The 25,920-nt window shown below is 34.9% G+C and carries 25 protein-coding genes and 1 tRNA gene; 21 read left to right on the top strand and 5 right to left on the bottom strand.

Annotated features, from left to right (window positions below):
• Positions 1-169 precede the first annotated feature (169 nt).
• Genes BLS89_RS01490 through coaE form a run of 4 tightly spaced genes read left to right on the top strand, consistent with a single transcriptional unit; the run spans position 170 to position 4,165 of the window.
• Positions 170-2,155, top strand: coding sequence for a urocanate hydratase (locus tag BLS89_RS01490; protein WP_092735750.1), 1,986 nt, complete (start codon positions 170-172; stop codon positions 2,153-2,155).
• Between the two features lie 19 nt (positions 2,156-2,174).
• Positions 2,175-2,660: an SRPBCC family protein gene (locus BLS89_RS01495; RefSeq protein WP_092735751.1), complete on the top strand. Its 486-nt coding sequence runs from the start codon at positions 2,175-2,177 to the stop codon at positions 2,658-2,660.
• Positions 2,661-2,702: 42 nt separating this feature from the next.
• On the top strand, positions 2,703-3,569 hold the full coding sequence (locus BLS89_RS01500; RefSeq protein WP_092735752.1) for an MBL fold metallo-hydrolase: 867 nt from the start codon (positions 2,703-2,705) through the stop codon (positions 3,567-3,569).
• A gap of 2 nt (positions 3,570-3,571) precedes the next feature.
• The gene (gene coaE / locus BLS89_RS01505; RefSeq protein WP_092735753.1) at positions 3,572-4,165 is read left to right on the top strand and encodes a dephospho-CoA kinase; all 594 of its coding nucleotides are present in this window, start codon (positions 3,572-3,574) and stop codon (positions 4,163-4,165) included.
• 1 nt (position 4,166) lies between these two features.
• On the opposite strand, the gene BLS89_RS01510 is transcribed toward coaE, so the two are convergent.
• Genes BLS89_RS01510 through secG form a run of 4 tightly spaced genes read right to left on the bottom strand, consistent with a single transcriptional unit; the run spans position 4,167 to position 7,109 of the window.
• Positions 4,167-4,841, bottom strand: coding sequence for a DUF6048 family protein (locus BLS89_RS01510; RefSeq protein ID WP_092735754.1), 675 nt, complete (start codon positions 4,839-4,841; stop codon positions 4,167-4,169).
• Positions 4,807-5,292: a DUF6452 family protein gene (locus BLS89_RS01515; protein WP_092735755.1), complete on the bottom strand. Its 486-nt coding sequence runs from the start codon at positions 5,290-5,292 to the stop codon at positions 4,807-4,809. Before BLS89_RS01515 ends, BLS89_RS01510 begins: the two co-directional genes overlap by 35 nt.
• Positions 5,293-5,297: 5 nt before the next feature.
• Positions 5,298-6,704: a 23S rRNA (uracil(1939)-C(5))-methyltransferase RlmD gene (gene rlmD, locus BLS89_RS01520; protein WP_394330505.1), complete on the bottom strand. Its 1,407-nt coding sequence runs from the start codon at positions 6,702-6,704 to the stop codon at positions 5,298-5,300.
• Positions 6,705-6,761: 57 nt separating this feature from the next.
• Positions 6,762-7,109, bottom strand: coding sequence for a preprotein translocase subunit SecG (gene secG, locus BLS89_RS01525; protein ID WP_092735757.1), 348 nt, complete (start codon positions 7,107-7,109; stop codon positions 6,762-6,764).
• Between the two features lie 201 nt (positions 7,110-7,310).
• Here secG and pepE point away from each other — a divergent pair, with 201 nt between their 5' ends.
• Positions 7,311-8,006 carry a dipeptidase PepE gene (gene pepE, locus BLS89_RS01530; RefSeq protein WP_092735758.1) on the top strand — a complete coding sequence of 232 codons (696 nt, stop codon included), beginning with the start codon at positions 7,311-7,313 and terminating at the stop codon, positions 8,004-8,006.
• Here pepE and BLS89_RS01535 read toward each other — a convergent pair.
• A complete protein-coding gene (locus BLS89_RS01535) occupies positions 8,003-8,413 on the bottom strand; it encodes an acyl-CoA thioesterase (RefSeq protein ID WP_092735918.1) in 411 nt (136 codons plus the stop codon). The genes pepE and BLS89_RS01535 overlap by 4 nt on opposite strands.
• A gap of 135 nt (positions 8,414-8,548) precedes the next feature.
• Here BLS89_RS01535 and dnaA point away from each other — a divergent pair, with 135 nt between their 5' ends.
• The 16 genes from dnaA to BLS89_RS01615 all read left to right on the top strand — a co-directional run bounded on the left by dnaA (position 8,549) and on the right by BLS89_RS01615 (position 25,913).
• The gene (gene dnaA, locus BLS89_RS01540) at positions 8,549-10,003 is read left to right on the top strand and encodes a chromosomal replication initiator protein DnaA (protein WP_092735759.1); all 1,455 of its coding nucleotides are present in this window, start codon (positions 8,549-8,551) and stop codon (positions 10,001-10,003) included.
• Positions 10,004-10,080: 77 nt separating this feature from the next.
• On the top strand, positions 10,081-10,512 hold the full coding sequence (locus BLS89_RS01545; protein ID WP_092735760.1) for a low molecular weight protein-tyrosine-phosphatase: 432 nt from the start codon (positions 10,081-10,083) through the stop codon (positions 10,510-10,512).
• 119 nt (positions 10,513-10,631) lie between these two features.
• A complete protein-coding gene (locus BLS89_RS01550) occupies positions 10,632-12,671 on the top strand; it encodes a TonB-dependent receptor family protein (protein ID WP_092735761.1) in 2,040 nt (679 codons plus the stop codon).
• A gap of 179 nt (positions 12,672-12,850) precedes the next feature.
• Complete coding sequence (typA, locus tag BLS89_RS01555; RefSeq protein WP_092735762.1) at positions 12,851-14,656, top strand: translational GTPase TypA; 1,806 nt, start codon at positions 12,851-12,853, stop codon at positions 14,654-14,656.
• Between the two features lie 59 nt (positions 14,657-14,715).
• Positions 14,716-15,654: an NAD(P)H-dependent flavin oxidoreductase gene (locus BLS89_RS01560; RefSeq protein WP_092735763.1), complete on the top strand. Its 939-nt coding sequence runs from the start codon at positions 14,716-14,718 to the stop codon at positions 15,652-15,654.
• Between the two features lie 33 nt (positions 15,655-15,687).
• Positions 15,688-15,761 (top strand) — tRNA-Ala (locus BLS89_RS01565).
• Between the two features lie 1,002 nt (positions 15,762-16,763).
• The gene (locus BLS89_RS01570; protein ID WP_092735764.1) at positions 16,764-17,861 is read left to right on the top strand and encodes a hypothetical protein; all 1,098 of its coding nucleotides are present in this window, start codon (positions 16,764-16,766) and stop codon (positions 17,859-17,861) included.
• Positions 17,862-17,864: 3 nt separating this feature from the next.
• Positions 17,865-18,221 carry a plasmid mobilization relaxosome protein MobC gene (gene mobC / locus BLS89_RS01575; protein ID WP_092735765.1) on the top strand — a complete coding sequence of 119 codons (357 nt, stop codon included), beginning with the start codon at positions 17,865-17,867 and terminating at the stop codon, positions 18,219-18,221.
• Positions 18,218-19,639 carry a relaxase/mobilization nuclease domain-containing protein gene (locus tag BLS89_RS01580; RefSeq protein ID WP_092735766.1) on the top strand — a complete coding sequence of 474 codons (1,422 nt, stop codon included), beginning with the start codon at positions 18,218-18,220 and terminating at the stop codon, positions 19,637-19,639. Before mobC ends, BLS89_RS01580 begins: the two co-directional genes overlap by 4 nt.
• Positions 19,636-20,289 carry a ParA family protein gene (locus tag BLS89_RS01585; protein WP_092735767.1) on the top strand — a complete coding sequence of 218 codons (654 nt, stop codon included), beginning with the start codon at positions 19,636-19,638 and terminating at the stop codon, positions 20,287-20,289. Before BLS89_RS01580 ends, BLS89_RS01585 begins: the two co-directional genes overlap by 4 nt.
• Before the next feature lie 5 nt (positions 20,290-20,294).
• Positions 20,295-20,741, top strand: a complete 447-nt coding sequence (locus BLS89_RS01590; RefSeq protein ID WP_092735768.1) for a hypothetical protein — start codon at positions 20,295-20,297, stop codon at positions 20,739-20,741.
• A 106-nt stretch (positions 20,742-20,847) separates the two neighbouring features.
• Positions 20,848-21,180, top strand: a complete 333-nt coding sequence (locus BLS89_RS01595; protein ID WP_092735769.1) for a DUF4134 domain-containing protein — start codon at positions 20,848-20,850, stop codon at positions 21,178-21,180.
• A 22-nt stretch (positions 21,181-21,202) separates the two neighbouring features.
• Positions 21,203-21,514, top strand: a complete 312-nt coding sequence (locus BLS89_RS01600) for a DUF4133 domain-containing protein (protein WP_092735770.1) — start codon at positions 21,203-21,205, stop codon at positions 21,512-21,514.
• Positions 21,495-24,557, top strand: a complete 3,063-nt coding sequence (locus tag BLS89_RS01605) for a TraG/VirB4 family ATPase (RefSeq protein WP_092735771.1) — start codon at positions 21,495-21,497, stop codon at positions 24,555-24,557. Before BLS89_RS01600 ends, BLS89_RS01605 begins: the two co-directional genes overlap by 20 nt.
• Complete coding sequence (locus BLS89_RS01610; protein WP_176763213.1) at positions 24,544-25,218, top strand: hypothetical protein; 675 nt, start codon at positions 24,544-24,546, stop codon at positions 25,216-25,218. Before BLS89_RS01605 ends, BLS89_RS01610 begins: the two co-directional genes overlap by 14 nt.
• Positions 25,219-25,235: 17 nt before the next feature.
• On the top strand, positions 25,236-25,913 hold the full coding sequence (locus BLS89_RS01615; RefSeq protein ID WP_092735772.1) for a hypothetical protein: 678 nt from the start codon (positions 25,236-25,238) through the stop codon (positions 25,911-25,913).
• Positions 25,914-25,920: the final 7 nt, after the last annotated feature.

A 25,920-nucleotide genomic window follows, 5' to 3' on the forward strand; every position in this document is an offset into this window, starting at 1 on the left:
TGCTTTTTGTTCTTTTTGTTTCCGTTTTTGACTATCTTTGTACCTTGACAATTGGGGCAGTGGAGTTTAATTATTATTAACATTCAACAAAAATACAACTTTATTCCCTGATTGTCAAATTTTTATATCATCATACTTTTTAAAACACGACCTTTAAATTATTAAGACAATGACTTTCCAAGAACAAATAAAACAAGGCATTCCCAATGAACTGCCCCAGCCAAAAGAATACGACTATTATATCAACCACGCTCCGAAGCGTAAAGATATCCTAAGTGATGAAGAGAAAAAATTAGCCCTGAAAAATGCACTCAGATATTTTGATCCAAAATTTCATACAGAGCTAATCCCTGAATTTAAGCAGGAATTAGAGCAATACGGCCGTATCTATATGTACCGCTTTCGTCCGGATTACGAAATGTACGCTCGTCCGATAGACGAATATCCGGGTAACAGTCTGCAAGCGAAAGCCATTATGGTGATGATTCAGAATAACCTGAGCTACGCTGTGGCACAGCATCCTCACGAGCTGATTACCTATGGAGGAAACGGAGCCGTGTTTCAGAATTGGGCACAGTATCTTCTCACGATGAAATACCTCTCAGAAATGACGGACGAGCAAACTTTGGTAATGTACAGCGGCCATCCTTTGGGATTGTTCCCTTCTCATAAAGATGCTCCGAGGGTGGTAGTGACCAATGGTATGGTTATCCCGAATTATTCCAAACCCGACGACTGGGAAAAATTCAATGCCTTAGGGGTTTCCCAATATGGGCAAATGACAGCGGGGAGCTATATGTACATTGGGCCTCAGGGCATTGTGCACGGGACGACAATCACTGTGCTGAATGCTTTCCGAAAAATAAAAAAAGACCCTAAAGGCGGTTTGTTTGTAACTTCTGGATTGGGCGGAATGAGTGGTGCCCAGCCCAAAGCAGGTAATATTGCAGGCTGCGTAACCGTTTGTGCCGAAGTCAATCCTAAAATTGCCAAAATTCGCTACGAACAAAAATGGGTAGACGAAATCCATACAAACCTCGATAAACTCGTAGAAAGAGTAAGGGAAGCCCAGTCTGCAAAAGAAACCGTTTCTTTAGCTTATCTTGGTAATGTGGTGGAAGTCTGGGAAAAATTTGCAGATGAAAACCTGAAAATAGATATAGGCTCAGACCAAACCTCTTTGCACAATCCTTGGGCAGGTGGTTATTATCCTGTAGGGCAGTCCTTTGAGGAGTCTAACAAAATGATGGCACACCAGCCTCAATTGTTTAAAGAAAAAGTCCAAGAAAGCCTTCGCAGACAAGTGAAAGCCATCGGTCGCCATACGGAGAAAGGGACTTACTTTTTTGATTATGGAAATGCCTTTTTATTGGAAGCAAGCCGTGCCGGAGCAGATGTATTGGCAGCACATCCTACTATCGGCAAGGAATTTAAGTATCCGTCTTATGTGCAAGATATTATGGGACCTATGTGCTTTGACTATGGTTTCGGACCATTCCGCTGGGTTTGTACAAGCGACAAATCAGAAGATTTGGCTAAGACCGATGAGCTTGCAACTAAAGTATTACACGAAATAATGGATAATTCTCCTGAGGAAATACACCAGCAGGTGGCAGATAATATCCAATGGATAAAAGGTGCTCAGGAAAATAATCTCGTAGTAGGCTCTCAGGCGAGAATTCTATATGCCGATGCCGAGGGACGTATCAAAATTGCTAAGGCATTCAATGAGGCTATCCGAAACGGCGAGATTGGCCCTGTGGTATTGGGAAGAGACCACCACGATGTGTCTGGTACAGATTCTCCTTATCGCGAGACTTCCAACATTTACGATGGCTCGAGATTTACTGCAGATATGGCGATTCACAATGTGATAGGAGACAGCTTCCGCGGGGCGACTTGGGTTTCTATTCACAATGGCGGCGGTGTAGGCTGGGGAGAAGTGATTAACGGTGGTTTCGGAATGCTTTTAGACGGTACAGACGATGCCGACAGACGCCTGAAATCTATGCTTTTCTGGGATGTAAACAATGGTATCGCCAGAAGAAACTGGGCAAGAAACGAAGGAGCTATTTTTGCCATAAAACGTGCTATGGAAACTGAACCGAAACTCAAAGTAACGCTACCTAATATGGTAGATGAAAATTTGCTTTAATAGAATAAAGTCAGACTAAATGGCATTAGAGATAGCATACCAGTCCGGCATTTACACTTTACGGAGCGAACAGCGGCTTCGGGGGAATTTAGCGGAGATTTGGGATTTTTTCTCTCATCCCGAAAACTTAAACAAAATAACCCCCGAGGACTTGAAGTTTAAGATTACAACGCCCCATCTTCCGGCAAAGACTTATCAAGGGCAAATCATCACTTACGAAATAGAAATTTTGCTCATGATGAAGCACAGTTGGGTGACGGAAATCACTTTGGTAAAAGAGAAGCAGTTGTTTATAGACGAGCAGCGCTTTGGTCCTTATCGAATATGGCACCACGAGCATCATTTTGAGCCATTGTCGGAAGACGAGGTGAAAATGACGGACCTCATATTCTTTAAGTTGCCAATGGGGCTTTTGGGAAGGCTGGTGGCAGGAAAAATGATTAAAAATAAATTAACCAAAATATTCAGCTATCGTTATCAATTTTGCGAGAAACAATTTAGTTGAAATTAAATTAGAATAATCTTTATATAAAACACATATTAAAAAATGAAACTATACCCTATACAATGTGGAAATTTCAAATTAGATGGCGGAGCAATGTTTGGCATTGTTCCAAAATCGATTTGGCATAAGACCAATCCGGCAGATGAACGAAACCTTATCGATTTAGGAACGCGCTCTCTACTTATAGAAGACGGCAAAAAGCTCATTCTGGTAGATTGTGGTCTTGGAAACAAACAAAACGAAAAGTTCTTTGGGCATTACGCTCTATGGGGAAATGAGTCCTTAGACAAAAACCTCAAAAAATATGGCTTCATGCGAGATGATATTACTGATGTATTCCTTACGCACCTTCATTTTGACCATTGTGGAGGAGCCATTGAGTGGAATGATGATAAAACGGGATACAGACCTGCATTTCGGAATGCCCAATTTTGGAGTAACCAAAATCATTGGAATTGGGCTGTAAATCCTAATCCGAGAGAGAAAGCAAGTTTTCTGAAAGAAAATATTCTGCCTATCCAAGAGAGCGGACAGCTTAATTTTGTGCCGCTACCGGTAAACGGCAATTATGGCTTTGCACCGGATTTGAAAATGGATATCATCTTTGTCGACGGGCACACAGAAAAACAAATGCTTCCCATACTGAAGTACCAAGGGAAAACCATCATCTTTGCGGCAGACCTTATCCCAACAATAGGACATATCCCTTTGGTCTATGTAGTAGGCTACGATACCCGCCCTCTATTGACTATGGAAGAAAAAGAAAAATTCCTGAAACAATGTGTGGATAATGAATATCTTCTTTTCTTTGAACACGACGCCTACCACGAATTAGCAACACTGAAAATGACAGAGAGAGGCATTCGCTTAGATGAGACATTTAGTTTTAATGAAGTGTTTGGGTATTGATGATGAAATATCTTATAGGCTTGACCGGCGGGATAGGTTCCGGGAAAACTACAGTCGCTAAATTTATAGAGGCTAAGGGCTTCGCTGTTTATTATTCTGATATTAGGGCTAAGGAAATAGTAAATGACAATAGTATCTTAAAGTCAGAAATCATCAATCTATTAGGGGATGAGGCTTATGATGAGGAAGGAAGTTATAACCGCAAATGGGTGGCGGATAAAATTTTCAATGACGATACACTTTTGATGAAGCTCAATACACTTATACATCCTGCTGTAAAAGAGGATTTTGAGCATTGGATGAATATTCAACAATCAAAATTTATTTTTAAGGAGACCGCACTTTTATTTGAGCTGAACTTGGATAAAAATTGTTACAAAAGTGTTTTGGTAACAGCTGATGAGTCCATTAGGATAGCAAGGGTAATGGAACGAGACCACAAAACTTACAGCCAAGTAAAAGATATTATCCAAAAGCAAATGAGCGAGGAGGAGAAAGCAAAAAGAGCCAACTACATTATTTATAATAATGGCGATTTGGAAAGCTTGTCAATGCAAACGAATGTAATGCTCGAAAGTTTATTTAAGGACTTGTAACTTAGAAATAATAGGATAAATTCCAGCTATAGCCAAAACCGAATTTCGTAGAACTTTTCCCAAATCCTGGAACTATCATTGGGAAAATTTTATCTTGTTTCGTTGTATAGATCAGATAACGGGGCTGTACATTGACATCGATAAAGAAATCGGACTTAAAAAGCTGTACGCGTCCGCCTATCATCGCTTCTACCCAATACGAAGACTGCCGAGAAGCAGGGAAAGCTACGCCGAATACTTGTCCTTCAGCACCTTTTACGGGCAGAGAAAAATATTCCTGAGTGTAGGAACTGCCGCCTATTTTGCCACCGACATAGAATCCGTTTTTCTTGTTTTCAGAGTCTGTAGAAAGCATATAGAACGCTCCCAATTTTAGGAAAATACCTTTAGCTGAGGCATCATAAGAATTTTTTTTATAATTATTTTTTGCATAGCCACCCTCAGCAATGAGATTTGTATTTTCCTTTATTTCCGATGAAATATACCCTTGGAATTTTTGTTCTGAACCGAAAGACAATCCAGCTTCTAATATGTTAAAACCTACTAAGAAGTTAGGAGTATACCTCCAATTGTTTTTTTTGACAATCGTATCCTTATCCTTTGGCAATTGACTTTGAGCAAACGCCAATGACATTGCAATGCTAAAAAATAAGATATAGATGCGTGTGTGTTTCATCGGTAATATTTTTTTGCACCATTTCTACTTTGCTTACGGCAGAAGCTTGTTCCAATACGGCACTTGTATTCTCATAAAGCCGCCTCAGTCCGCACGCCACAGAAACATACTGCGAGGATAGGGTATAGTTTAGTTTGATAATAGAAGGTATTTGTGTTTTTCTTGTGGAGACATATATTTCTGTATAAGGACTGTCATCCACCCTTAGCGGAACTAATACGGAGTCCGGTTTTGCAATGCCGTATGCTATGGTTTTTATCGTTTCGGTATTATCCAATTTTACCCCTACATATAGGCTGTCTGGTTTTGTAATTTTACCCTCTTCGGTTTTGAATTTTATTTTAAGCCTTGGAGTCCCCAGTCCATTTTCACAGATATCATCATCATTAGCACAACTATAAATCATCAGCGAAGCGATAATGGTAAATAGAAAAAATTTCAGATGATTCATATTGGTTATTTTTGGGTTAGCAATGCAATGTTTTCTACATGGTGTGTCTGTGGGAACATATCTACAGGAAGTATCTTTTCCACTTTGTATTGGCCTTTCATTAAAGCCAAATCTCGGGCTTGCGTTGCAGAGTTGCAGCTTACATATACAATTCTCTTTGGGGCAAGTTTCAATATTTGTTCCACTACTTTCGTATGCATACCATCCCGAGGCGGGTCTGTGATGAGGACATCAGCCGGAGGATGCTTTTCGAGGAAATCAGCCGTAAAAATATCTTTCATATCTCCGCAATAGAAAGTACAATTATCCAGTCCGTTGAGAGCGGCGTGTTCTGTTGCAGCATCTATTGCCTCTTGTACGGCTTCTATTCCGATTACTTTTTTAGCTTTTCGTGCCACATATTGGGCTATGGTGCCGGTTCCCGTATAGAGGTCATAGACCACTTCATCTCCTTTTAAGTCGGCAAATTCCAATGTTTTTCTATAAAGCTCTAATGCCTGTCTGTAATTGGTTTGAAAAAAAGATTTAGGTCCGATTTTGAACTTTAAGCCGTCCATCTCTTCCATCAGATAGCCTTTGCCGAAAAATGTTTTTATATCTAAATCATAGACGGAATCATTATTTTTAGAGTTGATGGCATAGACCAATGTTTTGATTTGAGGGAAGCATTCCAATAAATAGGCAAACAGAGCTTCTCTACTGTCTTGTTCTTCTCTAAAGAATTGAAAAAGAACCATCCATTCGCCTCTGGAATTTTGTCTGAGCATCAGTGTCCGAAGAAATCCTTCTTGATTTTTTACATCAAAAAAATCTAAATGATGTTCATCTGCATATTGTTTTACGGCAAGGCGTATTTCATTGGAAGGGCTCTCTTGCAGGTAGCATTCTTTTAGGTCTAATATTTTGCTCCACATTCCGGGAATATGAAAGCCTAAGGCATTTTTATTGGAAATTTCATTTTCGGCGTTAATTTCTTCAGAAGTAAGCCAGCGGGCATCTGAAAAAGAAAATTCCATTTTATTTCGGTAGAAATATTGCTGGGCAGAACCTAAAATTTCTAAGGTCTGGAAATCGTCAATACCACCTATTCTTCTGATATTGTTTAGAACTTCGTTTTGCTTAAACTCTAATTGCTTATTGTAGCTTAAATTCTGCCATTTACAGCCTCCGCATACGCCAAAGTGCGTACATTCCGGCGATACTCTGTCGGGGGACAATTCTATAAAAGATACAGCTTCGGCTTCGTAGTACTTACTTTTAGATTTCCTTACGCGGGCGTTTACTACATCTCCTGGCACGGCACCCGATACGATAACCGTTTTGCCATCATCTGTTTTCCCTATAGACACGCCTTTGGCTCCGGCAGTCGTAAGTTTTATATTTTCTAAGATAATGTTTTTCTTTTTGCGCATTATATTTTAGTGTCAATGTTTAACAAATATTCAAAAACAAAATCTTAAACCAAAATATTACTTGCCCGAAGAAGCTGGTGTCTGAGTAGGCGTCTGAACCGGTGCCTGAGGTGCTTGAGGAAGCTGTGTTTGCTCTTGAGATTTAGAACTTGAAACTTGGTTTACTATTGGCTTTCCTGTAAGAGCGATGCTTAAAATAACCAAAACAACAACTGTAATCCCTAAAGACCAAGTGGCTTTTTCCATAAAATCATTGGTTCTCTGTACCCCAAAAGACGCAGAAGATGCCCCTCCGAAAGTCCCTGAGAGACCGCCTCCTTTTGGGTTTTGTGCCATAATGATAACTACTAATAGTACACAAGCTATAACAATAAGAACCATAAATAATGTGAATACCGTATCCATAATTTTTTATAAAATATTTTAGAAATGCAAAAATAGTGATAATAATCTATATTCGCAATAGTACTTTTTCCGTTAGGGCTAATAGGGGGCGGCGTATGTTTGTTCATCAAAATTTTTGTAAAATTGTAAAAGAGATTATGGATTTTTAGCCAATTTTTTACAGATTATTTTTTACTTTTGTGCTCTAAAACAGACACTACTATGAATATCATCTTAGCTTCTACATCATCGCTTTTCGGGGGACAATATCTTGATTATATAAAAGATGAACTCGTTAAACTTTATCAGGGGATAGATGAAATTTTGTTTATCCCATTTGCGAGACCCAGTGGAATTACTCACGATGAATATACGGTAATCGCTTCCGAATTTTTTCAGAAAATTAATATAAGAGTAAGAGGTCTCCATAAATTTCAGGATATGGCTAAAGCTATTGATGACAGTAAAGCCTATTTTACGGGAGGGGGAAATACTTTTCTTTTGGTAAAAATGCTTTACGAAAATAAATTAATGCATTTGCTGAAAAAAAATGTGGAATCCGGAAAACCATATTTAGGAACCAGCGCGGGGAGTAATATAGGAGGCCTGAATATGAAAACCTCTAATGATATGCCTATCGTATATCCACCGAGTCTGGAATGTATGGGGCTTGTTCCTTTCAATATTAATCCTCATTATTTGGATCCGACTCCGGAGCTGAAACATAATGGGGAAACAAGAGAAACGCGCATTAAAGAATTTTTAGTTCAAAACAATACAAAAGTGGTAGGACTGAGAGAAGGCAATTGGGTACGGAGGATAGGGAATAAAATTACCGTAGAAGGATTACACCTTACCCGAATATTTGAGCAAGGAAAAGAACCTTACGAAGTAAAAAGCGGTACGGAAATTGATTAACTCTTAAAATAAGGAAGCATTAGTTCCGTTAAGAAATCGGGGCATCTGCATATTTTTTGTTTTTCAGCGTCCATAAAAAATAATGTCGTCTGGGCTTGGGTAATTTTTTCTCCCTTTGAGTTAAAAATTTCGTATTCAAACTCAATTCTTACACTCGGTATTTTTTTTATGTAAGTATGGATTTCTAAAATTTCATCGTAAAGCGCAGGCTTCAGATATTTGATTTTATATTCAGAAACGGGTAGCCAAATTCCTCTATGCTCTATATCACTATATGCCATGCCTATACTCCGAAAAAGTTCCACCCTCGCCACTTCAAAATATTCGGCATAATTACCATAATAAACATACTTCATAGGGTCAGTCTCTCCATATCTTACTCTTATACAATGTTTTGTGTGTATCATTTCTTTGTCGATTTGTTTTTCTATACAAATATATTTTTTAATAATCAAGGGTGCAAAATTTTTTTTTAGTTTTTTTATTTTAGATATTTGTCGTACAAAATTTTCAGTAAAACTAATCAATTTAACCAAGTGAAAATGAGCCAAAATTTAAATCTTATCTGGAATAATTGTCTTCAATTTATGAGAGATAATCTCGGTGCTATGGAAAATGCCGAAAATTTTGGTAAACTAAAAGATTCTTTTGATATACTTTTTGATAAAGTCTATCCATTGTCCCTCACGGATAAAAATCTCACTTTGGTAGTTCCGAGTGATTTTTACAAAGAATATATAGAGGAAAATTATATTCCTCTACTTTCTGCGGCGCTCAAAAAAAATATTGGAAAAGGTGTTAAACTTTGGTATTCTATTTTAGAAAAAAAATCCACGGAAAACCAAGCACCGGTATTCCATAATATAAAAGGAATCAATACGCCTGTGCCTAAAGTGCAGAAAGTAGTGCCCCCCGCTTACTCAGGGAAAATATCCACGCCCTATGTGATGCCGGGAATAAAAAAAATGGAAATAGACTCTAATCTAAATCCTATACACTCTTTTGATAACTTTATCGAAGGCGAAAGCAATAGATTTGCCACTACGGTGTCTAAAACCATTGCCAAAAGACCTGGTGAAACTTCATTTAACCCATTGTTCATATACGGAGGGGTAGGGGTAGGAAAAACCCATATCGCACAGGCTATAGGACTGGAGGTAAAAAATAATTTTCCTGATAAAGTAGTTCTATATGTTTCTTCGGAAAAATTTATTCAGCATTTCATCAAAGAAAGTAAAGAAAAAAATAAAGCCGGATTTATGGATTTCTACAAGATTGTAGATGTATTTATTATAGACGATATTCAGTTTTTATCAGGTAAACCGGCTACCCAAGAGTCTTTCTTCCATATTTTTGATTATTTGCACCAGAATGGGAAGCAGATTGTCATCACTTCGGATAAAGCACCTGCGGATATCATAGATATTCAAGAGCGTGTGATTTCTCGCTTCAAATGGGGGCTTACCGTAGATATCAAATCACCTGACTTTGAAACAAGGAAGAAAATCATTAATAACAAATTAGACAGAGACGGCATCCAGCTGAGTGAGGATATTGTGGATTTTTTAGCGGGAGAAGTACAGTCTAATGTACGAGAGTTGATAGGTGTGATAAATTCTGTGATTGCTTATTCTACAATATATAAATCTGATTTGACATTAGACTTATTGAAAGATGTTATCAATAAAATAGCCAGCAATCAAAAGAAAATTATTGACATACCATATATACAAGAAGTGGTGTGCGATTACTTCGGTATCAAAAGAGAACAGCTCTACTCCAAAACAAGAAAAAGGGAGATTACATTACCAAGACAGTTTGTAATGTATTTTGCCAAAGAGTTTACAGATGCCACTTACGCCAAAATAGGCACCGAAATGGGAGGAAAAGACCACTCTACTGTGATGCACGCCTGCAAAACCATAAAAGATGGAATAGAAGTCGATAAACAGATGAAGAAATATATGAAAGAATTGACAATGAAGATTAAAAAATAAATTGATATCATTGCGAAAAAGGAATTTTTTAGGCTAAGGTTTAGAAAATTCCTTTTTTCATTTTAATAATAGAGTTTATGAAAATACTAATGGTTTGCCTCGGTAATATTTGTAGAAGTCCATTGGCAGAAGGTATTCTTAGAAGTAAAATAAATGATAAACATTTGGTAGATTCTGCGGGAACTATAAACTTTCACGAAGGCGAAAAAGCCGATTACCGCTCTATAGAAGTGGCTAAAAACCACAACATAGACATCAGTATGCACCGCTCTAGACCTATAACTAAGGAGGATTTAAATTATTTTGACCGCATCTATTGTATGGACAAAAATAATTACAAAAATGTCTTAGCAATGGCAGAAAATCAGGAACAAAAGGATAAAATAATGCTCATTTTAGATAATGACGCTGAAGTCCCGGATCCTTATTACGGTGATATCAATGACTTTGAAAAAGTATTCCAAATACTTGATAAAGCGTGTGATACCGTTGCTTTAAAAATTAATTAATCCCTTTCTGAATCGGAATCTTTATATAAAACATGACAAACGTTATTTGTTTTTTTTAAATTTAGACCAGTTATAAATTAATGTAAATTTGATCCCCGAAATCAAAATTAATAAACATTATGAAAAAGAACACTCTAATGATTTCTGCTGTATTAGTGGTTCTTGGTGCGAAGGGTTTTGCACAAATAAAACAAGACTCTATTAAGAACAAAGAAATTAAAGAAGTTGTAATTACAGCTACCGGAGCTAAAGAAAAAATAAAAAATTATGCCGGCTCTGTAAGTACCGTAAGTCAAAAAACATTTAAAGAGTTAGGTATTCAATCCGTGGGAGATGCAATGCGCCTAATACCAGGAGCTAATTTTGTAGATGAAGATGGCAGAGGTATAAAACCAAGTATAGGACTTAGAGGGTTAGATCCGGGGCGTTCTTCCGCACTACTTACTTTGATTGACGGTAAAATACCGTTGGGTGAAAGCTATAGTTCTATGAGCGAATATACGATGGTTCCGGCCGCCTCTGTAGAAAGAATAGAAATCATTCGCGGAGCTTCGCCTGTTTTATATGGAGGTGGTTCTATCGGTGGTGTAATGAATATTATTACTAAAAGTGGAGCCTACGATCCTTATAAGAGAGTTTATCTTTCATATGGAAATTACAACAGTCTTAACTTTGGTGCTGAGGCTGGTGGTGGAACCAATACTTTTAATTACTATGTAGGATACAATAGAAGACAAAGTGATGGTTCACGTAAAAGTAACTCTAAGTTCAGTACTGATGATTTTACCGTTTCATTAGCAGCTAGACCAGATAATAAAAATGAATTTAAATTCTATTTTAGCACTTTCTGGGAAAATTCTAAAACCCCTGGAGGGCTTAATGCTAAACAATATGCTGAAGATCCAAGACAATCTTTAGCTGTTCATGACCATGATAACTTCCTTGCCAAAAGATTTATGTCTAATATGACCTATACAAGGCATCTTGATGAAAACAATACCCTCTCTGCCGTTCTTTATGGTGGTTATTTCCAAAGAGATTGGTGGATAGGTTCGGACAGGTCTGTATTAGGACAGAATAAAAATACCGGAATACTTAGAAATATTCCTTCTTTTGGAACCTATGTAGATTATAAAAATACAAATCAATTATGGGATTCCAAAAACAATTTCTTGTTTGGATTGAGGTATCATACTGATATTTTTAGAAATAGAATGGTTCAAGGGCAAGATAAAGATGCTCGCTCAGGTATATTCCAGAATGGAAATGATGGAAATACTAATGTATATGAGGCTTATGTATATGATCAATTCTATCTACGTCCGGATTTCATTATAAATCCCGGATTACGCTATACTTATGTGAAATATGGAACGAATAATCTTACTTCAGGCACAAGAACAAAAGCTCATAGTGATAGTTTTATTTATTCATTAGGATTTGTTTATCAAGGTGTTAAAAACACAGAGTTCTATGCTACTTTGTCTAAAGGTTATCAACCTCCAAGCTCCGGCTTGGCAACGGACCCAAGAGTATTGGCAGCCGGAAAATTCATAAAAGCGGAAACATCTGACAATTATGAAATAGGTGTAAGAACAAGACCTACGGATTGGTTAGGTTTTGATTTAACGGGATATCTTCTTTATTTCAATAACAAGATCGTTCGTGTAAACGGAATTCCGGACAATGCAGGTAAAAGTTTCCACAGAGGGATAGAGTTTGTAATGAATGTAAAACCTACGGACTACTTTTCATTCTATGTAAATGGATCATTACAGAAAGCTACATTTTCTAATGGAGATTTCAAAGGAAATAGACTACCATATGCTCCCGATTTTATGATTACCCCTGGAGCCAAATTTAAAACAGCATTAGGAAATGGTTTGCTTACCATCAATATCTATGACTCTTATACTGCTAAACAATATGCTGACAACGATAACAGTACTCCTATTTCTGCAGATGGAAATCATGGTAAAATACCAGGATATAATATTCTAAGCGGTACAATCAATTATGACTTAAATAACATAAACTTTAACTTCAATATGCAGAATATCTTAGATAGAGAATATTTTACAAAAAGATATAGCTATTGGGGTGGGATAATGCCAAGCTCTGATAGAACATTCTCTTTCGGAGTAGGATATAAGTTTTAGATTTTAAGCCTCAATCAAAATATATAAAATGAGTTGTTTTTTGTTGAAGCAACTCATTTTTCATCTTTTTCCTAAATATGGGATAGATTAGATAAAAAAAACGACTGAAAATAAAAAATCAGTAATCTCTAATTTATTGATTAAAAAATCCTTACTTTTGCCCTCGTAAAATTTAATTGATGCAACACATAAGAAACATAGCGATAATCGCTCACGTAGACCATGGAAAAACCACTTTGGTGGACAAAATCATTCACGCTACCCATCTTTTTAGAGAAAACCAAGAGAGTGGAGAGCTTATTATGGATAATAACGACCTCGAAAGAGAAAGGGGAATTACCATTTTATCGAAAAATATATCGGTAACTTATAAAGATACAAAAATCAATGTGATAGATACCCCTGGACACGCCGATTTCGGAGGCGAAGTAGAGAGGGTACTAAAGATGGCTGATGGTGTGCTTCTTTTGGTAGATGCCTTTGAAGGTCCTATGCCGCAGACGCGTTTCGTGTTACATAAAGCTTTAGAATTAGGGCTGAAACCCATTGTAGTAATCAATAAAGTGGATAAGCCAAACTGCCGCCCAGAGGAAGTGCACGACCAAGTTTTTGATCTGTTCTTTAACTTAGATGCGACTGAAGAGCAGTTAGATTTCCCGACTTTCTACGGCTCGTCTAAGCAAGGTTGGTTTAACACAAGTTTAGAACAAACAGACAGCATTCTGCCTATTTTAGATGGAATATTACAGTATGTGCCAGAACCTAAAGTAGAGGAGGGGACACTTCAAATGCAGGTAACTTCTTTGGATTATTCTTCGTTTTTAGGAAGAATAGCCGTAGGAAAAGTAACGAGAGGCTCTGTAAAAGAATCCCAATGGATAGGATTGGCACAAGAAGATGGGAAAATCATCAAAGGTAAAGTAAAGGAACTCTATATTTTTGAAGGACTTGGAAAGAAAAAAGTAAGCGAAGTATTTGCCGGCGATATTTGTGCAATTGTAGGCTTTGATGATTTTCAGATAGGGGATACCTTTGTAGATTTGGAGAATCCGGAGCCATTGCCTCGTCTGTCTATCGATGAGCCTACGCTCAATATGACTTTCTCTATTAACAACTCTCCGTTCTTCGGTAAAGATGGTAAATATGTAACTTCTAACCATTTGAAAGAGCGTTTGGAAAAAGAATTAGAGAAAAATCTTGCCCTGAGAGTGGAACAAACAGATGATGCCAATACATTCCTTGTTTTTGGTAGAGGGATTTTGCACTTATCGATATTGATTGAAACTATGAGAAGAGAGGGCTACGAAATGACTATAGGCCAGCCTCAGGTTATACTTAGAAATATCAATGGAGAGCAGTGCGAACCTTATGAAAGCCTAGTAGTAGATGTTCCAGAGGAGTATGCTTCTCGTGTTATCGATCTGGCAACACAGAGAAAAGGAGATTTACACATTATGGAAACCAAAGGAGAGATGCAGCATTTGGAGTTTGAAATTCCTTCTCGAGGTTTGATAGGGCTTCGTTCTCAAATGCTTACAGCTACTGCCGGAGAAGCTATTATGGCACACCGCTTTTCTGAATATAAACCTTTCAAGGGTCAGATTCCTGGAAGAAACAACGGCGTTTTGGTTTCTAAGAACCAAGGAAGTGCCACTGCTTATTCTATCGAAAAATTACAAGACAGAGGGCGTTTCTTCGTAGATCCGGGAGAAGAAGTCTATACAGGTATGATAGTAGGGGAGCAGAATAAACCCGGAGATCTCGTAGTAAACATTGTAGAAGGTAAACAGCTCAATAATATGCGTGCCGCAGGTAAGGACAAAGATGGCAATATAGCCCCTAAAATCCTGATGACATTAGAGGAGTGTATGGAGTACATACAGCAAGACGAGTGTATAGAAGTAACACCGAATTTCATCAGAATGCGGAAAAAAATCCTTACAGAAGAAGAAAGAAAAAGAGCTGAAAGAATGGCTAAATCTTAATCGTAAATCAATTAAAAGGCTTCATTTTTTGGAGTCTTTTTGTTATCAATATAAATATTATGCAAAACAGAATTACAGAACTTTTTGGAATTAAATATCCTATTATACAAGGCGGAATGGTCTGGCATAGCGGCTGGAGACTAGCTTCTGCCGTATCGGAGTGCGGTGGGCTTGGGCTATTGAGTGCAGGGAGTATGTATCCCGATGTGCTGAGAGAGCATATCCGAAAGTGTAAAAATGCCACACAGAAACCTTTTGGCGTGAATGTTCCTATGCTTTATCCTAATATAGAGGAAATCATTGAAATCATTATAGAAGAAGGCGTAAAAATAGTTTTTACATCGGCAGGCAATCCCAAAACTTATACTTCGCTGTTACAAAAGGAAGGAATAAAGGTAGCCCATGTTGTATCTTCACTTAAGTTTGCACAGAAATGTCAAGATGCAGGCGTAGATGCCGTAGTGGCAGAAGGTTTTGAGGCAGGGGGACATAATGGAAGAGATGAAACCACTACTTTTTGCCTTATCCCAAATGTTGCTAAGCATATTGATATTCCATTAGTAGCAGCGGGAGGTATCGCTACCGGAGTACAGATAAAAGCTGCAATGATTTTGGGAGCAGAGGGAGTGCAGATGGGAACGCGTTTTGCCGCAACGCAAGAGGCAAGTGCTCACCAGAACTTTAAAAATAAAATAATAGAAGCCCAAGAAGGGGATACTCTCCTTACTTTGAAAGAACTTTCACCTGTAAGACTTTTAAAAAACAAATTCTTTTTTGAACTTGAAGAAATGTATTCTAAGGGAACTAATACAGAAAGCCTTAGAGAGAAATTGGGAAAAGGGCGCGCTAAAAAAGGAATGTTTGAGGGAGATTTAGATAGCGGAGAGCTGGAAATAGGACAGGTTTCAGCGATGATAGATTCTATTTTGACGGTGGAAGAAGTTTTCAAAGGAATCATTAGCGAATTTAATTCGGTTTCAGAACTTGGAAAATTGTAAAAAAATATTATCTTTGTACTGTATTTAGCAGTTGGGGAATTGGCGCAGTTGGCTAGCGCGTTTGACTGGCAGTCAAAAGGTCACGGGTTCGAATCCCGTATTCTCCACATTTAACTGTGATAATCAGTTATTTGTAAAAATAAGGGACTAAATAAGGGACTTTTGATTGCCCTTGGTAATTATTACACTATCCTTGTGTAATAATTACTCCACCCCTTTGTAAAAATTACACTACCCTCGCGTAAAAATTATGCTACCCCTGTGTAAAAATTGCACTACCCTCGCGTAAAAATTATGCTACCCCTGTGTAAAAATTGCACTACCCTCGCGTAAAAATTATGCTACCCCTGTGTAAAAATTGCACTACCCTCGCGTAAAAATTATGCTACCCCTGTGTAAAAATTGCACTACCCTCGCGTAAAAATTATGCTACCCCTGTGTAAAAATTGCACTACCCTCGCGTAAAAATTATGCTACCCCTGTGTAAAAATTGCACTACCCTCGCGTAAAAATTGCACTCCCCTCACGTAAAAATTGCACTACCCCTGTGTAAAAATTGCACTACTCTCGCGTAAAAATTACACTACTCTCGCTTAAAAATAGCTGGTTATCAAAACGAAAAGTATTTTATTTGAATTATTCAATAAATAAAATATTGAAAATTAACCTACATATAATTATATTAAATATTAGATATATGGTATTCTGATTTCGAAAAAAATGGGAGAAAAGCGTTTTTGTTTTTTTCTGCACCTGATTCTGTGTATTGCAAGATGTGTCTTTGTGCGTACAAAATTATAAATTTTGCTCTAACAAAGACCATCTTGCCTTTTTTTCAAAAAGGAGAAAAAAACTTCGGAACTCGTTTTTTTTATTATGTAAATCTCAAAAAAGGTAAAATATACCTGTACAGATATATAGAAAGATGAAATATATATGCTTTTTTATTCTCTTATATCATCACACTATCATTATATTATATGTTTTTTTATAACTTTTTATTTTCTTTTATATTCAATTTAATCTAAAAATAGTTTTTGTGTTTAGTTTTTATATTTAATTCGTTTTTTTTGCACTAATTAATAATTATTAAAAATTATAGAGGTATAATGAAACAAAAAATACTAATTTTAGGTTCGGTGATTTTTGCTACTTTAGTATTAAAAGCTCAGGTAGGAATTAATACAGAAACGCCAAGAGCTACATTAGATATTAATGTAAGCTCAAAAACGGATTCTAACGAAGGGATAATTATTCCGGAATTATCAAGAACACGGCTTGCACAAATCAATCCAAACAATCTTACAAAAAACACTATTGTATTTGCAAATACAACAGGTAATGGAGATTTAACTACCCAAGAAGTTAGAAGAGACGGTCTTTTTTATTATAATGGAGCAATTTGGCAACCTTTAAACTATAATTATTTCATAAAACAAGGGCAGGGATATGTTGTAGATGGACTTAATGATGATTTAACTCTAACGAATAGATACAAGGGTAATAAGATTATTGGATATAATGCAATAGATTTTTCAGACGGTAGTGGTGGGGCATTTGGAAATTATTCGTTTATTCAAGGGGCGAACAATAAGATAACTGAAAATGGTTATTATTCTTCCGCATTTGGAGAAAGTAACACTATAAACAGTTCTTATTCTGGAGCATTTGGAGAAAATAATACTATAAATACAATATATGGACATTCTTTTGTCGCAGGCTCTGATAATACTTTGAACGGAGGATACTCTTTTGCTTTTGGAAAGGATTTAACCACTCAATCTCCACTTGAATTTGTTATTGGAGTAAATAATGAAAAAGTGGAAGAGGGAGAATACTTAACCAGTGGAACATTAGGAGCTAATAGAGCATTTGTGATAGGAAATGGAACAAAAGCAAGAAAACAAAATGCTTTAACTGTATGGTATGAAGGATATTGGAAATTTAATCTGATAAATCCTCAAGGGACTATTGATGCTTACAGAAATCAGTGGAACTTAAATTTTATCCCTAAAAAGGGTATGAATGCCCAAGATTTGTCAGGTAAAATAAACACTTATGATGGAGAGAAATGGAGAAAGTATATTCCTGTCATTTTTTCGAATACACAACCATCTAACGAAAACTTAGAAGCCGGAGACTTGTGGTTTGACACCTCTGTGAAAAAATATAAAGTGTGGAATGGTTCAGAATGGACATCAATGTAAAAAATGAAAGAAAAAGCAGAAAGAATAGATTTTAGAATAGAGAAAAATAAAAAAGAAGAATGGAAAAATATATGTAAACAAAAAAATATTTCTTTAACAGAGTTGATAATTAATTCTGTAGAAAATAAAATTTTAAGCTCGGACAAGAGCAAAGTAATAGCGTTCATTGAAAATCAGGATTACCAGTTTTCTAAAATAGGAAACAATATAAATCAAATTGCTAAGAAGGTTAATGCAGAAAAAAGAATAGATAATGAAACTCTGAAAGGCTTCATTCGGGAATTGAAAGAAGTGGAAAATCTTAGAATTAAGCAGAATGAAATTCTGGGGGATATTTACAAAATTTTAGCAAAAATATGATTGTAAAGATATTAAGTTCATCAAGTAGAGAATTTAATGGCGTGAGATATAACGATAAAAAAATGAAGAAAGGAGATGGAGAGCTAATGTTGATGAAAAATTTCCCCGAAAATATAAATAAAAACTCATCTCAAGAAGATGTTAGAAATTATCTAAAAGCTATTTCTGCAATTAATCCAAAAGTGAAAAAACCTCAATTTCACGCTGTAATATCGGCTAAATTTAGAGAAAACAGTAAGGAGGAATTAAGTAAGATAGCTGAGACATTTATGTCTGAAATGGGATATGATAAACAACCATATATTGTGGTGTTTCATAATGATACTGAAAACAATCATGTTCATATAGTATCAACAAGGGTGGATAAGAAAACAGGCAGAAAAATAAATGACAGTTTTGAGAGGTTGAAAGCCCAAAGAGCAATGGAGGTATGCTTAAAAAAAGTATTTGGTATTGAAGAGAGCGAACAAAAATTAAATGAGCTGTTAAGATATAAATATAGTTCTTTTAATCAATTGAAGTCCCTTTTAGAGAGAAACGGATATGAAATTCACGAAAAAGAGGATAACTCCTACTCTATCTCTAAGAATGGAAACTTGGTTAAAATATTAAATCCGAGTGATATTAATTTCAGAAAACCGGATGCGAAAAGAAAAATGCAGATAAAAGCTATTCTATTAAAATATCAAAACCAATATTCCAATAAAGTATTTAGGGTCATTGATAGAAGAGCTGATGTAGGAACTGAAAATAAAAATCCTAAGATAGAATATCAATCTGAACTTTCGAAAAGGATGAAGGATATGTTTGGAATTGATATAGTGTTTCATCACAAGGATGGGAAAGAATCATTCGGATATACATTGATTGATAACAAAACTAAACAGATATACAAAGGAAGTGATCTGATTAAGTTGAATGAATTATTTGAGTTCAATCAGGAGGAGATAGACAAAAAGATTTTTGAACAACTAAACGACTTTAACATAAGAAACGAAGAAGAAAAGAAAATATTAATAACGCTATTTGAACAAAAAGGGGTTAAGGTTCAGCCTTATCATATCATATCCCATAAACTAAGGCTGAAAAAAGAAATGGTAAATGAGATTAGGAATGATGCAATCAAATTTTTAAGCAACAAGAAGAATGATGATATAAGTATTATAAAAGGGGAAAATGGGAAATTATACTTGACACATATGAAGTTTCATCATATTCAAGAGTTAAAAAGCCTAATAGGAGAAGAATTATATCATAAATATATCACTAAACAGGAAGAAAGTAGTATTCAATTAGCAAAAGAAGCAGCAAAAGATTTAACGACAAGTATTTTTAGTATAGGAGGTCCTACATATGTGTCAAAAGACCCCTACGAGATTGAGAAAGAAAATAAAAAGAAAAAGAAAAAAAGGAAATGATAATAACATTTGCAACACAGAAAGGAGGAAGCGGGAAAACCACTCTTGCTATTGCTTTTTCAAACTTTTTAGTGCTTGAAAAGAAGAAAAAGGTACATGTGTATGACTACGACTTTCAAAAATCTTTTTATTCAAAATTTTTAGAGGATAAAGATTTGGTTGATATACCAAAATTATATGATGTAGATGTTGTAGAAGAGGAGGAGCTGAAGTTAGAAAGAATATACGATATGAAAGAAAGTGAAGAAATATTCATTTTTGATTTGGCAGGTACATTAGACCAAAGATATGATGATATTCTTCGATATAGTGATTGTTTGGTTATTCCATTTGAGTATTCAGATGTGAGTGCTAAATCAACATTGGTATTTATAAATTTCACATCGATAGTTGAAATAACAACGGAGATGTTTTTCATCAAGTCTCGATACGATAAAGGTTACAATTACTTAAATGAAGTCGGAATGAACGAAGCTATAAATGAAAATATAAATGCACACATAATAGATTGTCCTGTGTATAAGAGAAATTGCCTACAAACTATCAATACGAGGGAGTTGTCTAAAAATCAGAAATATGCTGTAAAACCAACATTTGAGGAACTAATACGGAAAATAAATAATTCATCAGAAATAAAAGTTAAAATATAATTAAAATGGGAAAATTTGTACTAATCGTAGTCTGCACATATATAATTTACTATGCGGGGAATATAATATACGATTTATTTGTAAAACCAAAAGGAAAAGGTAATAAAGAACCTAAAGAGAATCATCAAGAAGTGTTTTCTATTCAAAGTGATGATGAAGAAGTGAAAAATATCACTATAGATGATGAAGAGGACATCTTAATTCCCGATGCTGTAAATTTTGGAGAGGAGGGATTTGAAATAGAAAGAGAAAAGGATTTAACGATAAGTGAACTCAGAGAAAGATTCGAGAATGAGAACTCACTTAATAATGAAAGCGAGTATAAAGAGGACAAAGAAGAAGAAAAGAAACTCGTTGCTTACGATTTTAATGAGATAATGAAAATGGCAGAGACAAAAGTCTATATGGTTGAGAACTTAAATGGGCATAAAGTTTATGCGTCTCGAATGTAATTAATGTTTAACCCTAAAAAAACAAAAATATGAAAGAAGATGATTAGAACTTAAAAACAGAAACAAAAAGAGTTTAATGGTTTAATTAAAAACAAAAATAGAGATTATGAAAAGTAAATTTAGTTTTAAAATGAGTAAAAAGACACAATCTAAAATTTTAACATTAGTCTTGATGATATTTGCTATATCTCCAGTATGGGCTGCAGGTGGTGCAGAGGCAATCGGTGATGCTGTTAATAGTATAAAAGGATACTATGATCAAGTAAAAAATCTTATTTATGCTATAGGAGGTGTAGTAGGATTAGTCGGAGGGGTTAGGATTTACAACAAGTGGCAAAACGGAGACCAAGACATCAATAAAGAAATTATGGGATGGGGTGGAGCCTGTATTTTTTTACTCTTAGTCCCAACATTTATATCAGCTTTTTTCAATAGTTAAATAGTATAAAATGTAGTATAAAATGGGCTACTATTTATACAAGGGGCTTAAAAAACCCCTTGTTCTATTCGGGTTAAAAGATAAATATATTTATCAAGCTATTGGAAGTGCAGTTGGGACAATAGTTATAAGCGTATTTTTATCGAACATTATAGGCTTCTTAGGAATGTTGGCTAGTTTAGGAGCAGGAGGTTTAGTCGTATGGATGATTTACAAAAAGCAAGATAAAAAAGGACTGTACAATAAAAAAAGAAACGACGGAGAAATACATATTGTTCCAAGTAGAATGAAAACTAAAATCATAAACAAAAAATATGAAAAACAAAAGGTTTGAATTTGAAATTCCATTTATTGGTTATGATTACGGAAAAGAACACGGATGGAATTATGACACTATAATAGGAAAATATGGCAATCCTATTGTGGGAATAAAAATAAAGAATACGGTGGAACAGTATTCTGCAGATCCCGAAGAGTATCTGAAGTATCATACAGTTCTAAATCAAATTGTTAAAACGATTGGAGAGAATAGAATAATCCAAAAGATAGATATTTTTTCAAAAAAAATATACAAAGAAAAAGAAATTCCAAAAGAGTTTTTACAGAAAAAATATATTGAACATTTCAATGGGAGGTTGTATAAAACGATAGATACCATATTGTTATTTACAGATGTTGTCATAGATTCTAAAAAGAAAAAAAACAGCTATTCGTTTTCCGAAAGAAAGTATAAAGATTTGAGAGATAGATGTTCAAAGATATTTTTATTACTGAAACAATATGATTTCAATCCAAAATATATGTTTGAAAAAGATTTTGAAAGGTATCTTTCTGGAGTCTTGACAATGCAATTGGGAGATAGAATAAAATACGATAACATAAAATCAAGCAATGAATATCTTAACATAGGGAATCAATTTGTGAAATTTATCTCTCTTGTTGATGTTGAAAACATAGAACTACCCAGTGAAATTGAGACTTATACAGAATTAGGAGGAAATGGTGCAGCAAAAGAAACGGCAGTAGATAATTTCACTTTTATAAATGAATTGGAGGACTATAATACCATTTTATATAATCAAGTGATATCTATTCCCCAACAGGCTCAAAGACAAAGAGAATTAGACAGAAAAAAAAGAAGACATGAAGGTGCAGCAAGCTCTTCACCATCAAATGGGATAATAGCAGAAGAAATAGAAGCTCTACTCACTAATATTGCTATCGATGGACAATTTATAGTAGATGCACATTTTTCTATTGGGTTTGCCACATCTTCGTTAGAAAGTATGGAAACTAATCAGAGTATAATTGAAAGTAAGCTTTTTACAAAAGGGATAATAGTGTCAAGGAGTGCTTACAATCAATTAGAACTCTTCAGGTCTGCCCTTCCAGGCAATGCAGTAGAGCTAAAAGGATATGATTTATTCACAACGACAAGCGAAGCAGCCTTGTGTTTTTTTTTTAAGGAAAGTTATCCAATAGATGAAGAATCCAATTTTTATTTGAGATTTTCAGATAGACAAGGGGTTCCCTTGAAAATTGATACCGCAGATTTACCTATGAAAACAGGAAGAATTAATAATAGGAATAAATTCGTACTTGGACCTTCGGGAAGTGGAAAATCTTTCTTGATGAACAATATTGTAGAGCAGTATCTGACTTATAACTACGATGTAGTGATAGTAGATACGGGAGATTCATATTCCAGTACTTGTGCATATTATGGGGGGAAGTATATCCAATATACTGAAGAAAAACCAATAACAATGAACCCTTTTCATATAGAAGAAAAAGAATTTAATATAGAAAAGATTGAATTTCTAAGTAATCTCATATTTTTAATATGGAGGGGAGCTGAAGCTAATATAAATAATACCGAAAAATCCATATTAGATAATTTGTTAATGTCCTACTATCATCAGTTTTTCAAGGGAGGTACAAGGTGGTATGAGAATAAAAATAATACCGAACTTGAGCATTATCTTAGAAAGTATAACTATACAGAAAAGGATTTAGAGCGTGAATTGGAAAATGGTTTTGAAGAAAGCAAAACACTATATGATATATTAGGAGTAACATATGATGATACTACCGAAGTTATAAAGCAAAAAGGAAGAAAGCTAATTATGTTACACCACCCAGACCATAACATAGATAATCCAAATTACGACAAGGAAAAATATCTTAAAATTCAAGAGGCATACAGAATATTAACTGATGAGAAAGAAAGAAAAATTTATAACGAAACAGAACTTATACTAAAAGTATCTAACACACCGAGAATAAAACCTAAAAATAGGGAGGAATGGGAAACAGAGTATAGGAAAATGCTTATTAAAAAGATAGAACACTATGAAACACAATTAAATGTTACAGAGCTGTCATTCAATTCTTTTTATGAGTATTGTGAAAAAAGTCTTCCCATCTTCCTTGAGGGAAAACACAAAATAAAAGAGGAAGAATTTAATAAAAGAACTTTTTTCAGAGTTTTAGCCGATTTTTACAAAGGAGGGAGATATGAAAAAACACTAAACGAAAGTAGCAATAATAACCTATTCAGCGAAAAATTCATTGTTTTTGAGATAGATAATGTAAAGGATAACCCTAAGCTATTTCCTATTGTAACGCTAATCATTATGGATACATTTATCCAAAAAATGAGACTGAGAAGTGATAGGCGGAAAGCACTTATTATAGAGGAAGCGTGGAAAGCGATAGCTAATAAGCTAATGGGAGGATATATATTATATCTGTATAAAACGGTTAGAAAATTTTGGGGGGAGGCAATTGTGGTCACTCAGGAGTTAGATGATATTATCGGGAATACACTGGTAAAAGATGCTATCATAAACAACTCTGATACCTTTGTATTGCTTGACCAAACCAAATTCAAAGATAACTTTGATAGAATAGCCGCCTTATTGTCTCTGAATCAAATAGAACAAAATAAAATATTTACAATAAACAATCTTGACAATAAATTCGGAAGAAGCCGATTCAAGGAATTTTATCTCAAAAGAGGCTCAAAAGGAGAAGTTTATGGTAACGAAGTTTCCATATATCAATACTTGACCTATACTACGGAAAAGCCCCAAAAATCAGCCTTGCAGTATTATGTAAAAGAGTTGGGGGATTATAATAAAGCATTAAGCCTATTTGTGAAAGATGCCGAAAGGTTAAGAGACGGGATTGACAATTTATATCCAATAGTTAACCTGTACAAAAAACCTATAAACGACGAAGTTATTCAGTACTATTGGAACTTAAAGAAAAAATATAAGGGTAAAAATATATTCAAGATAATAGAAGAAAAAATGGAAGATGAAAATTTAAACTTTGAGCAATTAATAAAAAATGAACAATATGAAACCGTATAAGAAATTATTATTAGTGTTGTTTTTTCTTTCTGCAACAGCTATATCTGTCTTTGCACAAAATACATACATTGATCCTACAGTAACATTGGCTCTAAAGTTATATTCCGATAATTTGAAAAAGGAACAAAATAAAATGGTAGAACAACAAACCAAATTACAAAGAGCACAGGGGTGGGTTGCTTCTCAAGTATTATTAGCAAACAAAATCCAAGATAAGGTGTATAAAGGCTTATCTACTGTATCAGGATTTATGAGTAATTCCCTTCAAGCTAAAAGTATTTACGACAATTTGGAGAGATGTAAAATGTACAGTGATAGAATTTCAAAAGTTGTAAGAGAACATCCTCAGTACGCAGTATTTGGAGCTAAGGCTACATCTGAAAGCTATGAAACGATTTTAGAGATTATTAGCGAAGTAAATGAGACTCTTAAAGGAGGAACTAATAATCTAGCTACGGCAGGGGATAGATACAGAATGCTTAGTAGATTAGAAGATAAGACTGCTTTACTTAAAATTCAATTATTAGGTATTGCATTAGCAATAGAAAGAGCAGTAAATGTTGGTTTTTGGCAGTCTATAAACCCATTTCAAGGGTACATCAATACAGATAAAAGTATAGTAGAAAATATCTTTCACAAATATAAGATACTCACATATTAACACTTTAAGCAAAAACTATGAAAAAGAGGATAATATTAGGTCAATTAGTAATAAGCATCTATTTAGTAATATGCTCTCACGGTCCTAGACCGAAACCACCTTGGGAAAAAGAAAATGTATCGTTCCCAATGATGAACCAAGAAATTCGTCATTCTATGCAGGAAAATGAAAGGCAAGTTGATATGAAAAACAAGCAAGTTAGTAATACAGCTTTGGAGAATACAAATAAAACTCAATGGGAGAAATTAGAAAAAAAAGTAAAAAAAATTCAGAATAGATTGAGATTTGTGGACTTTGCAATGCAGGGGACTCCTACAGGTGTTAAAATATATCGAAAAGGGCTAAAAATAAAAGAAATACAAGAAGCCATTATTAGAGAAGTAAAATCTGCTCCATATACAATTGCTTGGGCTGGAGAAAAAGAGCTTCATTTTATAGACGATTTTCAGATGACATTAAGACTTTTAGTAGGCATAGTAGCATCTTACGGAGCTATTAACCAAATGGAAAAAGCTGACAGGAAAATTTTATTGGATTACGCATTAAGTGAAGTTGAAAGAATAGAAAGAGAGTCTGAAATGACATTATTTATGGTAAGAGAAGTGAAAAGAAGAATGGAATTTAGTTTATTTAAAATTAAATTTTGGAAAAATCAAGATAAAGAAATTGTAAAAGAAATATTGTCAAATATATAATTGAAAA

Source organism: Riemerella columbipharyngis (genome assembly GCF_900101995.1).
Lineage (GTDB): Bacteria > Bacteroidota > Bacteroidia > Flavobacteriales > Weeksellaceae > Riemerella > Riemerella columbipharyngis.

Coding starts and splice junctions, on each gene's coding strand:
- BLS89_RS01595 (WP_092735769.1), top strand. CDS start 20,848: ATGAAAAGTAAATTTAGTTTTAAAATGAGTAAAAAGACACAATCTAAA.
- BLS89_RS01585 (WP_092735767.1), top strand. CDS start 19,636: ATGATAATAACATTTGCAACACAGAAAGGAGGAAGCGGGAAAACCACT.
- secG (WP_092735757.1), bottom strand. CDS start 7,109: ATGGATACGGTATTCACATTATTTATGGTTCTTATTGTTATAGCTTGT.
- coaE (WP_092735753.1), top strand. CDS start 3,572: ATGAAATATCTTATAGGCTTGACCGGCGGGATAGGTTCCGGGAAAACT.
- BLS89_RS01560 (WP_092735763.1), top strand. CDS start 14,716: ATGCAAAACAGAATTACAGAACTTTTTGGAATTAAATATCCTATTATA.
- BLS89_RS01570 (WP_092735764.1), top strand. CDS start 16,764: ATGAAACAAAAAATACTAATTTTAGGTTCGGTGATTTTTGCTACTTTA.
- BLS89_RS01500 (WP_092735752.1), top strand. CDS start 2,703: ATGAAACTATACCCTATACAATGTGGAAATTTCAAATTAGATGGCGGA.
- BLS89_RS01615 (WP_092735772.1), top strand. CDS start 25,236: ATGAAAAAGAGGATAATATTAGGTCAATTAGTAATAAGCATCTATTTA.
- BLS89_RS01535 (WP_092735918.1), bottom strand. CDS start 8,413: ATGATACACACAAAACATTGTATAAGAGTAAGATATGGAGAGACTGAC.
- BLS89_RS01605 (WP_092735771.1), top strand. CDS start 21,495: ATGAAAAACAAAAGGTTTGAATTTGAAATTCCATTTATTGGTTATGAT.
- BLS89_RS01590 (WP_092735768.1), top strand. CDS start 20,295: ATGGGAAAATTTGTACTAATCGTAGTCTGCACATATATAATTTACTAT.
- BLS89_RS01490 (WP_092735750.1), top strand. CDS start 170: ATGACTTTCCAAGAACAAATAAAACAAGGCATTCCCAATGAACTGCCC.
- mobC (WP_092735765.1), top strand. CDS start 17,865: ATGAAAGAAAAAGCAGAAAGAATAGATTTTAGAATAGAGAAAAATAAA.
- BLS89_RS01550 (WP_092735761.1), top strand. CDS start 10,632: ATGAAAAAGAACACTCTAATGATTTCTGCTGTATTAGTGGTTCTTGGT.
- rlmD (WP_394330505.1), bottom strand. CDS start 6,704: ATGCGCAAAAAGAAAAACATTATCTTAGAAAATATAAAACTTACGACT.
- BLS89_RS01545 (WP_092735760.1), top strand. CDS start 10,081: ATGAAAATACTAATGGTTTGCCTCGGTAATATTTGTAGAAGTCCATTG.
- pepE (WP_092735758.1), top strand. CDS start 7,311: ATGAATATCATCTTAGCTTCTACATCATCGCTTTTCGGGGGACAATAT.
- BLS89_RS01580 (WP_092735766.1), top strand. CDS start 18,218: ATGATTGTAAAGATATTAAGTTCATCAAGTAGAGAATTTAATGGCGTG.
- dnaA (WP_092735759.1), top strand. CDS start 8,549: ATGAGCCAAAATTTAAATCTTATCTGGAATAATTGTCTTCAATTTATG.
- BLS89_RS01510 (WP_092735754.1), bottom strand. CDS start 4,841: ATGAAACACACACGCATCTATATCTTATTTTTTAGCATTGCAATGTCA.
- BLS89_RS01495 (WP_092735751.1), top strand. CDS start 2,175: ATGGCATTAGAGATAGCATACCAGTCCGGCATTTACACTTTACGGAGC.
- typA (WP_092735762.1), top strand. CDS start 12,851: ATGCAACACATAAGAAACATAGCGATAATCGCTCACGTAGACCATGGA.
- BLS89_RS01610 (WP_176763213.1), top strand. CDS start 24,544: ATGAAACCGTATAAGAAATTATTATTAGTGTTGTTTTTTCTTTCTGCA.
- BLS89_RS01515 (WP_092735755.1), bottom strand. CDS start 5,292: ATGAATCATCTGAAATTTTTTCTATTTACCATTATCGCTTCGCTGATG.
- BLS89_RS01600 (WP_092735770.1), top strand. CDS start 21,203: ATGGGCTACTATTTATACAAGGGGCTTAAAAAACCCCTTGTTCTATTC.